General features: G+C 68.6%; 15 protein-coding genes and 1 tRNA gene. 9 read left to right on the forward strand and 7 right to left on the reverse strand.

The window, feature by feature from the left end; genetic code table 11:
* Window positions 1–31: 31 nt before the first annotated feature.
* The 3 genes from AB4079_RS14570 to AB4079_RS14580 all read left to right on the forward strand — a co-directional run bounded on the left by AB4079_RS14570 (window position 32) and on the right by AB4079_RS14580 (window position 2,019).
* Entirely contained in the window at window positions 32–1,069 is a 1,038-nt protein-coding gene (locus AB4079_RS14570) for an LLM class flavin-dependent oxidoreductase (protein WP_441788031.1), read from the forward strand.
* Between the two features lie 17 nt (window positions 1,070–1,086).
* Window positions 1,087–1,171 (forward strand) — tRNA-Leu (locus AB4079_RS14575).
* Between the two features lie 125 nt (window positions 1,172–1,296).
* Complete coding sequence (locus tag AB4079_RS14580) at window positions 1,297–2,019, forward strand: DedA family protein (protein WP_441788032.1); 723 nt, start codon at window positions 1,297–1,299, stop codon at window positions 2,017–2,019.
* Between the two features lie 276 nt (window positions 2,020–2,295).
* Here AB4079_RS14580 and AB4079_RS14585 read toward each other — a convergent pair whose 3' ends face one another.
* The 4 genes from AB4079_RS14585 to murI form a co-directional block, all read right to left on the reverse strand.
* Window positions 2,296–3,198, reverse strand: a complete 903-nt coding sequence (locus AB4079_RS14585) for a cation diffusion facilitator family transporter (protein WP_441788033.1) — start codon at window positions 3,196–3,198, stop codon at window positions 2,296–2,298.
* Between the two features lie 72 nt (window positions 3,199–3,270).
* Complete coding sequence (gene rdgB, locus AB4079_RS14590; RefSeq protein WP_441788136.1) at window positions 3,271–3,882, reverse strand: RdgB/HAM1 family non-canonical purine NTP pyrophosphatase; 612 nt, start codon at window positions 3,880–3,882, stop codon at window positions 3,271–3,273.
* 2 nt (window positions 3,883–3,884) lie between these two features.
* A complete protein-coding gene (gene rph, locus AB4079_RS14595) occupies window positions 3,885–4,631 on the reverse strand; it encodes a ribonuclease PH (protein WP_441788034.1) in 747 nt (248 codons plus the stop codon).
* 41 nt (window positions 4,632–4,672) lie between these two features.
* Window positions 4,673–5,491 carry a glutamate racemase gene (murI, locus tag AB4079_RS14600; protein ID WP_441788035.1) on the reverse strand — a complete coding sequence of 273 codons (819 nt, stop codon included), beginning with the start codon at window positions 5,489–5,491 and terminating at the stop codon, window positions 4,673–4,675.
* 73 nt (window positions 5,492–5,564) lie between these two features.
* On the opposite strand from murI, the gene AB4079_RS14605 reads away from it, so the two are divergent.
* Window positions 5,565–6,884 carry a nicotinate phosphoribosyltransferase gene (locus tag AB4079_RS14605; protein ID WP_441788036.1) on the forward strand — a complete coding sequence of 440 codons (1,320 nt, stop codon included), beginning with the start codon at window positions 5,565–5,567 and terminating at the stop codon, window positions 6,882–6,884.
* A gap of 21 nt (window positions 6,885–6,905) precedes the next feature.
* Here AB4079_RS14605 and AB4079_RS14610 read toward each other — a convergent pair whose 3' ends face one another.
* The 3 genes from AB4079_RS14610 to AB4079_RS14620 are packed head-to-tail and all read right to left on the reverse strand — an operon-like array spanning window position 6,906 to window position 9,757.
* The gene (locus tag AB4079_RS14610; protein ID WP_441788037.1) at window positions 6,906–7,184 is read right to left on the reverse strand and encodes a DUF3039 domain-containing protein; all 279 of its coding nucleotides are present in this window, start codon (window positions 7,182–7,184) and stop codon (window positions 6,906–6,908) included.
* A 39-nt stretch (window positions 7,185–7,223) separates the two neighbouring features.
* The gene (locus AB4079_RS14615; RefSeq protein WP_441788038.1) at window positions 7,224–8,801 is read right to left on the reverse strand and encodes a hypothetical protein; all 1,578 of its coding nucleotides are present in this window, start codon (window positions 8,799–8,801) and stop codon (window positions 7,224–7,226) included.
* Complete coding sequence (locus AB4079_RS14620) at window positions 8,777–9,757, reverse strand: ABC transporter ATP-binding protein (protein WP_441788137.1); 981 nt, start codon at window positions 9,755–9,757, stop codon at window positions 8,777–8,779. The genes AB4079_RS14615 and AB4079_RS14620 overlap by 25 nt, the downstream gene beginning before the upstream one ends.
* Before the next feature lie 367 nt (window positions 9,758–10,124).
* Here AB4079_RS14620 and AB4079_RS14625 point away from each other — a divergent pair, with 367 nt between their 5' ends.
* The 5 genes from AB4079_RS14625 (at window position 10,125) to AB4079_RS14645 (ending at window position 13,407) form a co-directional block, all read left to right on the forward strand.
* Entirely contained in the window at window positions 10,125–10,817 is a 693-nt protein-coding gene (locus AB4079_RS14625) for an NTP transferase domain-containing protein (protein WP_441788039.1), read from the forward strand.
* 74 nt (window positions 10,818–10,891) lie between these two features.
* A complete protein-coding gene (locus tag AB4079_RS14630) occupies window positions 10,892–11,755 on the forward strand; it encodes an ABC transporter permease (protein ID WP_441788138.1) in 864 nt (287 codons plus the stop codon).
* The gene (locus AB4079_RS14635; protein ID WP_441788040.1) at window positions 11,756–12,490 is read left to right on the forward strand and encodes an ABC transporter ATP-binding protein; all 735 of its coding nucleotides are present in this window, start codon (window positions 11,756–11,758) and stop codon (window positions 12,488–12,490) included.
* A 137-nt stretch (window positions 12,491–12,627) separates the two neighbouring features.
* Complete coding sequence (locus AB4079_RS14640; protein ID WP_441788041.1) at window positions 12,628–12,945, forward strand: hypothetical protein; 318 nt, start codon at window positions 12,628–12,630, stop codon at window positions 12,943–12,945.
* Window positions 12,946–13,095: 150 nt separating this feature from the next.
* Window positions 13,096–13,407, forward strand: a complete 312-nt coding sequence (locus AB4079_RS14645; RefSeq protein ID WP_441788042.1) for a helix-turn-helix domain-containing protein — start codon at window positions 13,096–13,098, stop codon at window positions 13,405–13,407.
* The last annotated feature ends 19 nt before the right edge of the window (window positions 13,408–13,426 follow it).

Consider the following 13,426-nt stretch of genomic DNA (forward strand, 5'->3'; position numbering starts at 1 on the left):
CTCCATGCAAACGCATGAATAGAGGGATGACATGGCTGGCACGATCGAACTCGGGATCGACACTTTCGGCGACGTGACGCGGGACGCCGACGGCGAACCGCTGACGCAGGCGCAGGTTCTGCGCAACGTGGTGGCGGAGGGGGTGCAGGCCGACCGCGTCGGGCTCGACTTCTTCGGCGTCGGCGAGCACCACCGGGCCGACTTCGCCGTCTCGGCACCCGAGGTCGTGCTCGCGGCGATCGCCGGGCAGACCGAACGCATCCACCTGGGCGCCGCCGTCACCGTGCTGAGCTCAGACGACCCGGTGCGCGTGTACCAGCGGTTCGCCACCCTCGACGGCGTCTCGAACGGCCGTGCGGAGGTGATTCTCGGGCGCGGATCCTTCATCGAGTCCTTCCCGCTGTTCGGCCTGGACCTCGCCCAGTACGAGGAACTGTTCGAGGAGAAGCTGGGCCTGTTCGCCGAACTCCGCTCACAGGAGCCCGTCACCTGGACCGGGCAGCTGCGCCCGCCGCTCAGCGAGCAGTCGGTCTACCCGCACGTCGAGCACGGACCGTTGAAGACGTGGATCGGCGTCGGCGGGAGCCCCGAGTCGGTGGTCCGCGCCGCACACTACGGGCTCCCGCTCATGCTGGCCATCATCGGCGGGGGTCCCATGCGCTTCCAGCCGCTCGCGGAGCTCTACCGCAAGGCGCTGGAGCAGTTCGGTCAGGATGCCGCGCTGCCGATCGGCATCCACTCCCCCGGTTTCGTCGCATCGACGGACCAGGAGGCGAAGGACATCCTCTGGCCGCACTACGAGGTGATGACCAACCGGATCGGCCGCGAGCGCGGCTGGCCGCCGGCCTCCCGCGCTCGGTTCGAGCACGAGGCCGGCGCGGACGGCGCCCTGGTCGTCGGTTCGCCGGAGACGGTCGCGCAGAAGATCGCCTATGCGGCGAAGGGACTGGGCGCCACCCGGTTCGACATCAAGATGAGCAACGGCACCCTGCCGCACGACGACCTGATGCGCTCGATCGAGCTGTACGGCACCGAGGTCGCGCCGCGCGTCCATGAGCTAATGTCGTAGCCGCGCCCAACGCGGCCGCGGGAGTGGTGAAACTGGCAGACACGCAGGATTTAGGTTCCTGTGCTTCACAGCGTGAGGGTTCGAGTCCCTTCTCCCGCACCAACACGTAAGACCAGGGGATGATCTTCGGTCCCGATGGCCGCTATTCGCACGCTTCGTGCAGCTTCGCGTGACGTGCCGCCGCTAAACTCGGCCACAGCTTTCCCACCGAATCCTCATGGAGAACAGTGATCCATCACGCCGGCCTCATCCCGTGGCTCGACCCGAACGTCATCATCCAGTCGGCGGGTCCGTGGGCTCTACTCGTGGTGTGCGGGATCATCTTCGCCGAGACCGGACTGCTGATCGGCTTCCTGTTCCCCGGTGACACCCTGCTCATCATCTCCGGCCTGCTGACGCACACCTCGAAAGTGTTCGGGGTCGACATCTGGTGGGTCTGCCTGGCGATCTCATTCGCCGCGTTCATCGGCGGTGAAGTCGGGTACCTGATCGGGCACAAGGCCGGCCCCAAGATCTTCGAGCGCAAGGAGTCCGGCCTGTTCTCGATGGAGAACGTGCGCCGCACCAACCAGTTCTTCGAACGGTTCGGCGCGCTCGCGATCATCGTCGCGCGGTTCGTCCCCATCGTGCGCACCTTCGCGCCGGTCGCTGCGGGCGTCGGCCACATGAGCTACCGGAAGTACTCCCTCTACAACGCGATGGGCGCGCTGCTGTGGGGCGCCGGGGTGACGTACTTCGGCTTCCTGATCGGCTACATCCCGCCGGTGGCGAAGTTCGTCTCCAGCTACATCGACATCATCCTGATCGGCGCGGTCGTGATCACGCTGATTCCGACGCTGTTCCACTACTTCCAGTCGGTCCGCAAGGCGAAGAAGAACGCGGCCGCTGCGCCGGATACCGCTTCGGCGCCGGTCGTCGAGGAGCCGGCGCCCACCCACCCCGAGGCCTGACCGGAGCGCCGCTCCCCGCAGGGTCCCGGGGGCCTTCCACACGAGTGGCGACACCTTGTCGCAACTCGGGCGGGATAGACGCCACGACTCACGACTCGACCGGGTGACCGTGTGCCCCGTTACGGCGGAGAATGGGCGCCAAACCTCCGACGTACCGCGGCGGGGCGGAAGATCCAGCGGCGACGGAGGCGAACGTCCGACGTGGGCATGCGAATCTCCAACGGAGCGCAGCGAAGCGACGCCGACCGGGCGACCGGTCGAGCGCGACGGCGCGGGTCAGGCGTGGAACTCGTCCTCGTGCGCGGCGTGCTCCGCCGGCTCCAGCTGGAACGTCGAGTGCTCCACATCGAAGTGCTTCGACAGGCAGCCGGACAACTCGTCGAGCAGCGCACCGGTGCCGCCAGACCGGAACACGGACTGCTCACACACCACGTGCGCGCTGAACACGGGCGCGCCGGAGGTGATCGCCCAGACGTGCACGTCGTGCACCGCGACGACGCCCGGAGTGCCGAGGATGTGGTCCCGGATCTCGGCGACGTCGGTGTCAGCCGGCGCTGCCTCGCTGAGCACCCGCACCACATCCCGCAGCAGCGAGAACGCGCGGGGGACGATCAGCACGGCGATGAGCAGGGACGCGATCGCGTCGGCCGCCACGAATCCGGTGGTCAGGATGACGACGGCCGCGACGATGACCGTGGCCGACCCGACGAGGTCGCCGAGCACCTCCAGGTAGGCGCCGCGCATGTTGATCGAGTGCCCGGCCGCCGGCCGCAGGAGCAGCAGCGCGCCGAAGTTCGCCACCAGACCGATCACCGCGACGATCAGCATCGGGACGCTGTGCACCTCCGGCTCACCGCCGACCAGCCGACCGATCGCCCCCACTGTGACGGCGACCGCGACGACGACCAGGATCAGGCCGTTGATCAGGGCGCCGAACACCTCGGCGCGCTGGTAGCCGAAGGTCTGCCGGTCGGTCGCCGGACGCGCGGCGACGACGGTCGCCACGAGCGCGATCACCAGCCCGGCGAGGTCGCTCAGCATGTGGCCGGCATCCGCGAGCAGCGACAGTGAGCCGCTCAGCCAGGCGCCCGCGACCTCCACGACGAGCACCGCCGCCACGATGCCGATGGCGATCAGCAGGCGGTTGCGGTTTGCGGTGTGGCCGTGGTCGTGACTCATCTCGTCTTCTACGGTAGATAGAAGTGCTCGCCTCCGCCAGAGGACGCGACTAGTTGGGAATGAGTGGCGTTCTCAGCTGCCGACGCGGTGGCCTCGTCCGGCGAGCTCCCGGAGCGCTGGGACGATGGCCGACAGCGCCCGCGCCCGGTGGCTTTCCGCGTTCTTCTCTTCGGCGCTCAGCTCCGCTGCGGTCACGTCGCGCCCGTCCGGCACGAAGATCGGGTCGTAGCCGTGCCCGTTCGCACCGCGCGGCTCCCGCGCGATGGTCCCCGGCCAGATGCCCTGCACGACCGTCGGCTCGCCGGCTGGTGCGAGCAGGGCGAGCGTCGCCGTGAAGTGGGCGCCCCGGTCGGCGTCCGGGATGTCGGCCAGCTGGTCGAGGAGAAGCCGGAGATTCGCGGACGCATCGTCGTGCGAGCCGGCCCAGCGTGCGGAGAAGATCCCTGGTGCCCCGCCCATCACATCCACGCAGATTCCGGAGTCGTCGGCCAGCGCCGGAAGCCCGGTGTGGGCGGCCGCGGCACGCGCCTTGATCAGAGCGTTCTCTTCAAAGCTCACGCCGTCCTCCACCGGCTCCGGACCGTCGTAGGCGACGATCTCCAGGCCAGGGATCTCGCGCCCGAGGAGCTGCTGGAACTCCCGCGCCTTGTGCGCGTTGTGGGTGGCGAGGACGACGCGGACCACGCTCACGCCTCCGAGGCGAGTGCGAGCGCTGCGCTCTGGATGCCCGTGAGCTCCGTCGTGCCGGCGAGCGCGAGGTCGAGCAGCGCGTTCAGCTCGCTGCGGTCGAACGGCGCGCCCTCGGCGGTGCCCTGCACCTCCACGAAGAGCCCGCGGCCGGTGACGACGACGTTCATGTCGGTCTCTGCACGCACGTCCTCGACGTACGCGAGGTCGAGCATGGGCGCGCCGTCGATGATGCCGACCGACACGGCCGAGACGGAGTCGATCAGCGGCGTGGCCTTCTGGCCGATGAAGCGGTGCGCGCGTCCCCACTCCAGCGCGTCGGCGAGGGCGACGTACGCGCCGGTGATGGCGGCGGTACGGGTGCCGCCGTCGGCCTGCAGCACGTCGCAGTCGAGAACGATGGTGTTCTCGCCGAGCGCCTTCATGTCGACCACGGCGCGCAGGCTGCGCCCGACGAGACGGCTGATCTCGTGCGTGCGGCCGCCGATGCGTCCCTTGACCGACTCCCGGTCCATCCGGTCGTTCGTGGAGCGCGGCAGCATCGCGTACTCGGCGGTGACCCAGCCGCGGCCCTTGCCGGACATCCAGCGGGGGACGCCGTTGGTGAAGGATGCGGTGCACAGCACTCGGGTGTCACCGAACGAGATGAGTGCGGACCCCTCGGCCTGCCGGCTCCAGCCGCGTTCGATGGTCACCGGTCGCAGCTGGTCCGGGGTGCGCCCGTCGGCGCGGGTGATGTCGGTCACGGGGTCTCCTCGATGGGGATGGCTCGAAAGGGATGGGATGGTCAGATCGGCAGATCGATGACACCGGTCTGCACCAGGTCGACCCGCGACACCTCGGGGCCGATGAAGCGGTGCGCCAGGCGCAGGAAGTCGTCGGCGTCGGAGCCGGTGGCCTCGTAGCGGAGCGTCGGGGGCAGCGGCGAGCGCCGCTCCGCTCCCTGGCTGACGAGCGTCCGGTACACGTCCTTGGCGGTCTCGGTGTCGCTGGAGACCAGCGAGACGTCCTCCCCCATCACGTAGGAGATCGCACCTTTGAGGAACGGGTAGTGCGTGCATCCCAGCACCAGCGTGTCGACGTCCGCTTCGCGTAGCGGCTGGAGGTACTCGGCGGTGACCCTCAGCACCTCGTCGCCGCTGGTGATGCCCGCCTCGACGAACTCGACGAAGCGGGGGCATGCCTGGGTGAACAGCTCGAGCGTGGGCGCGGCCGCGAAGGCGTCTTCGTAGGCACGCGAGGCGATGGTGCCGACGGTGCCGATCACTCCCACACGGCCGGTTCGGGTCGCGGCGACCGCTCGGCGCACGGCCGGCTGGATGACTTCGATCACCGGCACGTCGTAGCGCTCACGCGCATCCCGCAGCATGGCCGAGGACGCCGTGTTGCACGCGATCACGAGCATCTTCACGCCCTGATCGACCAGGAAGTCGAGCACCTCGAGCGAGTAGCGTCGGACCTCGGCGATGGACTTCGGCCCGTACGGCGAGTGCGCCGTGTCTCCGACGTACAGCAGCGACTCGTTGGGCAGCTGATCGCGGATCGCCCGGGCGACGGTCAGCCCGCCCACACCCGAGTCGAAGATCCCAATCGGCGCATCCGTCACAGCAGTCCAGCCTACCGGGCGCCCTCGCCTTCGGGCCGCGCGGATGCGCGCAGTCCGTGAGTAGGCTGGCCGGGTGACCGAGAGATCCGCGTCCACCGCGTTCCTGACCGACCGCTACGAGTTGACCATGCTGGACGCCGCGCTGCTCGCGGGCACCCACGACCGCGAGTGCGTCTTCGAGGCGTTCACACGCCGCCTGCCGGCCGGCCGCCGCTACGGGGTGCTCGCCGGGACCGGACGGCTGCTGGAGCTGATCGAGGAGTTCCGCTTCGGCGACGAGGAACTGCAGTTCCTCCGCGACAACCGGGTGGTGCGCGACGAGACGATCGACTGGCTGGCGGACTACCGGTTCTCGGGCACCATCCGCGGCTACCGGGAGGGCGAGCTGTTCTTCCCCGGGTCACCGTTCTTCATCGTGGATGCGCCCTTCGCCGAGGGCGTCATCCTGGAGACCCTGCTCCTCAGCGTCTTCAACTACGACTCGGCCGTCGCCTCGGCTGCCGCCCGCATGGTCTCCGCGGCCAGCGGCCGGCCGCTCGCCGAGATGGGCTCACGTCGTGCGAACGAGCGCTCGGCTGTCGCCGCGGCGCGCGCCGCCTTCATCGCCGGCTTCTCGGCCACGTCGAACCTCGAGGCCGGACGCACCTGGGGCGTCCCGACGATGGGCACCGCCGCGCACGCCTTCACGCTGCTGCACGACAACGAGGAGGAGGCGTTCCGCGCCCAGGTGGATGCTCTCGGTGCTAGTACGACGCTGCTGGTCGACACCTTCGACGTTCGCACGGCGATCGACACCGCTGTGCGCGTCGCCGGTCCGGAGCTCGGCGCCGTGCGACTCGACTCGGGCGACCTCCCGAAGCTGGTGAAGCAGGTGCGGGAGCAGCTGGACTCGCTCGGGGCCACCAAGACTCGGATCACCGTCACCAACGACCTGGACGAGTTCACCATCGCCGCCCTGGCCGCCTCACCGGTCGACTCGTACGGCGTCGGCACCTCGGTGGTGACCGGCTCCGGCAATCCCGCGTCCGGCATGGTCTACAAGCTCGTCGCCCACCGCAGCAGCGGCAGCGAGGGCGAGTGGATCCCGGTCGCGAAGAAGTCCGAGAACAAGGCCAGCGTCGCCGGCCGCAAGCACCCGGTCCGCAGGCGCGATGCCACAGGCACGGCGATCGCCGAAGTGGTGCACATCGTCGAGAAGGGCGACGTCCCGGACGACACCGGGCGCGACCTGCTGACTCCGCTGATCACCGACGGCCGGGTGCATCCCGAGCACCTCGGGGTCGAGGGGACGCGGCGGGCGCGGGAACACCGCGAGCTGGCGATGAGCGAGCTGCCGGACGAGGCGTTCCGCTTGGGCCGCGGCGATCCGGTGCTTCCGACGATCTTCGAGTGACCGTTCGCGCGACGGCCGGGACTACTCCCCCAGCAGGCCCTCGTAGATCTCGCGGCAGGTCGGGCACACCGGGAACTTCTCGGGGTCGCGGTTCGGCGTCCACATCTTTCCACAGAGCGCCTTGACCGGTTTGCCGGTCATCGCCGACTCCAGGATCTGCTCCTTCTTGACGTAGTGCGAGAAGCGCTCGTGGTCGCCCGGCTCCTGGTTATGCAGGAGCTCCTCGAGCTCGCGGTCGAGCGTGGTCGCACCGCCGCCGCTGGGCGCGCCGCCGGGCTCGGAGATGCTCGCGTCGTTCATGCTTCCAGTTTAGACGCCCCGAGCCCGAACGCTTCCGGGTCAGTCGTTGCGGTTGGCGAACGCCATCAGCTCCGGCCCTCGGCGATCGAAGAGCCGGCCGCCGAGCCACAACCCGAAGAACAGCGTGGCGAAACCGATCAGCACCGCCACGACCGGCGCGATGGCGAGCCAGAAGGGGTTCACGGTCAGCCCGAGCACCAGGAACACCAGCACAGGCGAGGCGAGGAGCAGGATGGCGAAGAAGCTCAGCGCCTGGACGACCGCCGCCGACGCTCCGGAGGTCTGCGGCTGGGTGAAGGCGCTGTCACCCGGCTTCGTCGCCGGGTACGGGAACAGCGCGGAGGAGATGCTCGACAGTCCCAGCCCGATCACCAGGATCGCACCGCTCAGCGCGGCCACCGACGGCAGGACCGCCCAGTCGCCGAAGGCGATCGTCGTCGCGAGCGAGCCGACCACGAGCACCGGGATGCCGACCACGACCGGCGGGAACATCCGGCCGGCGCGGTCCGCCATGCCACGGGTCCCGGAGACCAGGTGCAACCAGACCGCCGTGCTGTCGTACGCGAGATCGTTGTGGATGCTCCAGCCGAGGAACAGACAGACCAGCGGCAGCGGCACCAGCGCAATGAAGTGCGACGGCAGCCCGGCGAGCGCCAGGGCCACGATCACGAAGATGGGGATGACCGGGATCAGGACGATCGACACCCAATACCGCGCGTCCCGGCCCCAGTACGTCATCGAGCGTGCCGCGATGGCCGCTGTCGGACCGCCGGGAAGGCGGTCGAACCAGCCGAGGCCGTGGTACGCCTTCGACCGCGCCTCGCGCTCGGGCGATGCGACGACGCGCGCGATCAGCGCGGTCCACGCGAGCCACAGCAGCGCCAGGGTGGCCAGCGCGACGAGCAGCTGCAGGACGGCCGCGCCCCAGTCGCCCTGGGCGGCCGCGCCGGGGGCGGACCAGGCGGCGCCGAGCGGCGTCCAGCCGAGCCAGCCGGCGAAGCCACTGAGCGCTGCGAGGCCGTCGCGGCCCCAGTCGACGGTGAGAAGCAGCAGCAGAACCGGCGCGATGAGCACGAGCAGCAGGATGCCGACGACTCCGCCGGCCTCCCGCGAACGCCGGGTGGAGAGCATGGCGTGCGCGATCGCCGTGGTCACGCGGGACGCGAGGACGCAGGTGAGCACCGCTACCGCCGCCGAGATCACCGCGACGAGCACGGTGCCCGGGCTCTGCGACCAGGTGACCACCGTGGCGGCGCTGCACACGATCAGCACGAGCGAGGGGATGCCGATGAGACCGGCCAGCAACAGCCCGGTGGCCAGTGTGCGGTTCGGGATGCCGAAGAGCGAGAACTCGCGCGGATCGAGGGTGTCGTCCACCCCGAAGAGCAGCGGCAGCAGCGCGAAACCGGCCACCACGACGGAGCCGATCACGACGACGACGCTGTGCGTCGCGGCCGCATCGTCGACGACCCGCGCGGCGATCAGCGAGCCGACGACGAGCACGGTGATGAAGCCGCCGTAGAGCAGGCCGATCACCAGACCGAACAGCTGCCACGGGCTCCGCCGGAAGGCGTTGCCCATGATCCGGAGCTTCAGTCCGAGAAACTGTGCAACCACTCCATGCCTTCCGCTGCCTTGCGGCCGCCCGCCAGGTCGACGAAACGCTCCTCGAGCGTCTGCCCGCCGCGGACCTCGTCGATCGTGCCTGCGGCGAGGACCTGCCCGCGGACGATGATGGCGACGCTGTCGCACACGCGCTGGATCATGTCCATGCCGTGGCTCGAGACGACGACCGTGCCTCCCGCGGCGGTGTAGCGCTGCAGGATGTCGATGATGTTTGCGGCCGAGACCGGATCGACGGACTCGAACGGCTCGTCGAGCACGAGCAGGCGGGGCGAGTGGATCATCGCGGCGGCCAGCGCGATCTTCTTCGTCATGCCGGCGGAGTAGTCGGCGACCAGGCGGTCGAGCGCGTCCTCGATGCCGAAAGCGGCGGCGAGGTCGGTCGTGCGGGCTCGGACCGTCTTGGCGCTCAGGCCGCGCAGCGTTCCGGCGTAGCGCAGGAACTGGGCCCCGGTGAGACGGTCGAACAGGCGCAGCTTGTCCGGCAGCACGCCGGTGATGTGCTTGGCGCGCACCGGTTCGGCCCACACATCCACCCCGTGCACGACGACGCGACCGGCCTCCGGCCGCAGCAGACCCGTGACGATGGACAGGGTCGTCGTCTTGCCCGCACCGTTCGGTCCGACGATGCCGTAGAAGGAGCCCTCTTTGATGTCGAGGGTCACGCCGTCGACGGCGACCGTGTCGCCGTAGCGCTTATGGATTCCGGAGATAGACAGCACGGTTGGACGCGTGTCGACCGGCTTCGCCGGCTCGGCAGGGCGTGCCTCCGCAACGGTCCGGGAGGTCTGACGCGGCTTCGTCGTCGTCGCGCGTTTGCGCGGCGCGCGGGTGCTCGTCCCGGCTGCGGCCGCAGCTGTCGTCGCCGGCGCGCGCTTCGGCGCGCTTCGCGGCGCCGTCGCCGTTTCGGCGTCGCCCTGTACGGCCCTCGGCTCTGCAGCCTCCGGCATGGTGTCCCCCCTCTGCGAGTCCGGTCGCGTCCCCTGCTCCCGGTCCTCGGCGGACTCCGGGGTCTGGGGACGGGCGTGCTCGGAACTCACTCCGCTAACGTACCAATACCTTCATTCGTGCGAACCCCCCGCGCGAATTGCTACGAACCTGCTCCTCCGAATGTCCTGTGAGGAACATAACGACCCAGCAACGAGATCCGTCAACCCCTGCCCCCCGAGAGGGGCCCCCGGTATTCTAGGTCAGGCATGCAGGAAACTCGTACACGATTGGTGTCGATGACCTCACGCGCAGATGAATCCTGGGTGAACCTCACCCGGGCCAGACCTGCGGTGGTCACAGAGACGCATGCGGACCAAGGAGATGATTGTGACGACCCAGGTAGTGATTCTGGCGGCCGGCATGGGTAGCCGACTCGGACGGAGCCTCCCCAAGCCGTTGACCGAACTCAGTGACGGTCGCACGATCATGCAGCAGCAGTTCGACAACATCCACGCCGCCTTCGGCAAAGACGCCCAGGTGACGATCGTCGTCGGCTACAAGCTGGAGCACATCATCGAGGCGTTCCCGGACGCCCAGTTCGTCTACAACGAGCAGTACGACCAGACCAACACTTCCAAGAGCCTCATGCGAGCACTCCAGGCGTCGGGCACCGGCGGCGTGCTCTGGATGAACGGCGACGTCGTCTTCGACCCCGCCGTCCTCGTCCGCGGAGCCGCGATGGTCGCCCGCGACCAGTCCTTCGTCACGGTGAACACGTCTTCCGTCGCCGACGAGGAAGTCAAGTACACGACCGGCCCCGAGGGCTACATCCAGGAACTGTCGAAGACGGTCCGGAACGGCCTGGGCGAGGCCGTGGGCATCAACTACATCTCGTCCGCCGACAAGGCGACCCTGCTGCGCCAGCTGCAGCGCGTCGGCGACCAGGACTACTTCGAGCGTGGCATCGAGCTCGCCATCGAGCAGGACCGCTTGCTGGCCGAGCCGGTCGACATCTCGGACCTCTACGCGGTCGAGGTCGACTTCCAGGAGGACCTCGAGCGCGCAAATCTTTTCGTATAGTCGAAGCCGTCGCGTGAGTCCTCACGCAGCTTCGATCAATACGATGGGTTCTCGTGACCAGTATCCCGACTGAGGTGCGCCCTGCGCAGCGCTCACGCTTCACGCGCTACCGGCACTCCCTCTGGTTGCTGACCAAGCGCGACCTGCGCGTCCGATACTCGACGAGCGTCCTCGGCTACGTGTGGTCGATCCTCGATCCGCTCGTCATGAGCGCGATCTACTGGTTCGTCTTCACTGTGATCTTCAAGCGCGACGTCGGTGAGAACCCGTACATCGTGTTCCTGCTGACGGCGCTGCTGCCGTGGATGTGGTTCAACGGGGCGGTCTCCGACAGCACGCGTGCGTACCTCCGCGAGGCCAAGCTGATCCGCTCGACCATGATCCCGAGGACCATCTGGGTCAACCGGATCATCGCCTCGAAGGGCATCGAGTTCCTGCTGTCCCTGCCGGTTCTGGCCTTCTTCGCCATCATCACGGGCGCGAAGCTCAATGTCGACGCCCTGCTGTTTCCGGTGGCGATCCTCATCCAGACGGTGCTCGCCGTGGGTGTCGGGCTGATCGTGGCGCCCCTCGTGGTGTTCTTCCGCGACCTGGAGCGGGCCGTGAAACTCGCCCTGCGCTTCCTCTTCTACGCCTCGCCGATCATCTACAGCGCGCGCGACCTGCCCGGTGGATGCGGCGACGGCATCGCCGCGCGCCACTGCGCCGCCTACCTCACGGCGCATCCGGGCGCGCAGACCGATGTGCTGTTCTCGCTGCACTTCTGGTCGGCGTTCAACCCGCTGACGGGCATCTTCAGCCTCTACCGCTCCGCGTTCTTCGCGGAAGAGCTGGACTGGTTCCTGGTCGGGGTCAGCGCGGCGATGTCCCTCCTGCTGCTGGCGATCGGCTGGGCCGTGTTCAAGCGCTTCGAGCGCGACGTGCTGAAGGAGATCTGAGTGTCCCCGGTCATCGATGTCGACGGTCTCGGCGTGCGCTTCCGCCGCAATCGCGGTGCGCGGCGCTCGTTCAAGGACCTTTTCTCGACGCGTCAGCGTCGCACGCGTCCGGACGATTTCTGGCCGCTGCGAAACGTCAGCTTCCGCGTTCAGCCGGGCGAGGCCATCGGCGTGGTGGGCAGGAACGGCCAGGGCAAGTCGACTCTGCTGAAGCTCGTCGCCGGTGTGCTGCTCCCCGATGAGGGTTCGGTGACGGTGACCGATGGGGTCGCGCCGCTGATCGAGATCACCGGCGGCTTCGTCGACGACCTCACCGTGCGCGACAACGTCTACCTGACGGCAGGCCTGCACGGGATGTCACGAGCCCAGATCGACGAGCGCTTCGACACGATCATCGACTTCGCCGAGATCGCCGACTTCGTGGATACGCCCTACAAGCACCTGTCCAGCGGCATGAAGGTACGCATAGCCTTCTCCGTGATTTCGCAGCTGGAGGAGCCGGTGCTCCTGGTGGACGAGGTGCTCGCCGTCGGTGACCGCGGGTTCCGGGAGAAGTGCTACCGGCGGATCGAGGAACTCCTCGCCGGCGGACGGACGCTGTTCTTCGTCTCGCACAACGAGAAGGACCTCCGGCGGTTCTGTGAGCGCGGGCTATACCTCGACAAGGGCGCTCTGGTGCTCGATGGGCCGATCGACGACGTGCTGGAGCTGTACAACGCCGACTACAGCAGCTGAGGAATTCCCGGTCAGCGCGGTTTTTCGACCTCGCTGAAACCGTCCACAGAAAATAGTTCGGCGAGTTGTCCCCGGAAGTGGTGTTCGTGCCCGATTTCGGGCCCTCGAGCGTCGGAGGGGCTCGTTACGGTCGTTTCATGAATCGTCTCCGGTTTCTTCGCAGCCCCTCTCCGGCCCCTCGACCCCGGCGCCTCGCCTACCCGGTGCCGTGGCGCGTCGACCGCTCCGGCGCACCGCACCTCCGGCTGGTCAACACCGGCCGGCAGACCCTGAGGGGCGTGACCGTGAGCATCGCCGGCGGTTCCCGGCTGCGCGTGAGCGCGCCGAGTTCCGTCCTGCCCGGCGAGGCGATCCGCGCCAGTGTGACCGGTCCTGATTCAGCCCGCGACACCGTGCTCGTCGTCCGGTGGTTCCCGCCGGACGGCCGTGAGTACCTCTGGCAGATCAGCCTCTGACGCTCGCCCCCGGGGCCGCGGTGCGCGGCCCGGGGCGAGCTCACCAATACCGGCATCGTCGTCATTTCCGGCGAGGAACGCGTGAGGTACGACGATCGGGGCGCAGGAACTCTGGAATCCCGGCGCAGATGGTTCTGTACTGGAAACACTATGAAGAACTCCCTCGGCCCGGCCGCGACGCTGCTCGGCGATCGCATCCGTCGGGCGCGTCTCGAGCTCGGCCTCAGCCAGGAAGCGATCGCGGCACTCGCCGGGATGCACGTCACGAACTTCGGCAAGATCGAGCGCGGCCACGCGAACCCGAGCCTCCTCACCATTGTTCGGATCGCTGCCGCACTGGGCACGGACGTCGCGACGCTGGCTCAAGACATCACACAGGAGCATCTCCCGCAGGGCGTGCGCGTGCTGTCGGCCCACGACTACCTCAGCGAACGGGACCGGCGCGTACCCCGGCCCCGCTGAGAGCAGGCCGTCACCGATG

Origin of the sequence: Leifsonia sp. 2MCAF36 (assembly GCF_052115525.1) — a bacterium.
GTDB lineage: Bacteria > Actinomycetota > Actinomycetes > Actinomycetales > Microbacteriaceae > Leifsonia.

Coding starts and splice junctions, on each gene's coding strand:
- AB4079_RS14585 (WP_441788033.1), bottom strand. CDS start 3,198: ATGAGTCACGACCACGGCCACACCGCAAACCGCAACCGCCTGCTGATC.
- AB4079_RS14620 (WP_441788137.1), bottom strand. CDS start 9,757: ATGCCGGAGGCTGCAGAGCCGAGGGCCGTACAGGGCGACGCCGAAACG.
- AB4079_RS14610 (WP_441788037.1), bottom strand. CDS start 7,184: ATGAACGACGCGAGCATCTCCGAGCCCGGCGGCGCGCCCAGCGGCGGC.
- AB4079_RS14640 (WP_441788041.1), top strand. CDS start 12,628: ATGAATCGTCTCCGGTTTCTTCGCAGCCCCTCTCCGGCCCCTCGACCC.
- AB4079_RS14570 (WP_441788031.1), top strand. CDS start 32: ATGGCTGGCACGATCGAACTCGGGATCGACACTTTCGGCGACGTGACG.
- AB4079_RS14645 (WP_441788042.1), top strand. CDS start 13,096: ATGAAGAACTCCCTCGGCCCGGCCGCGACGCTGCTCGGCGATCGCATC.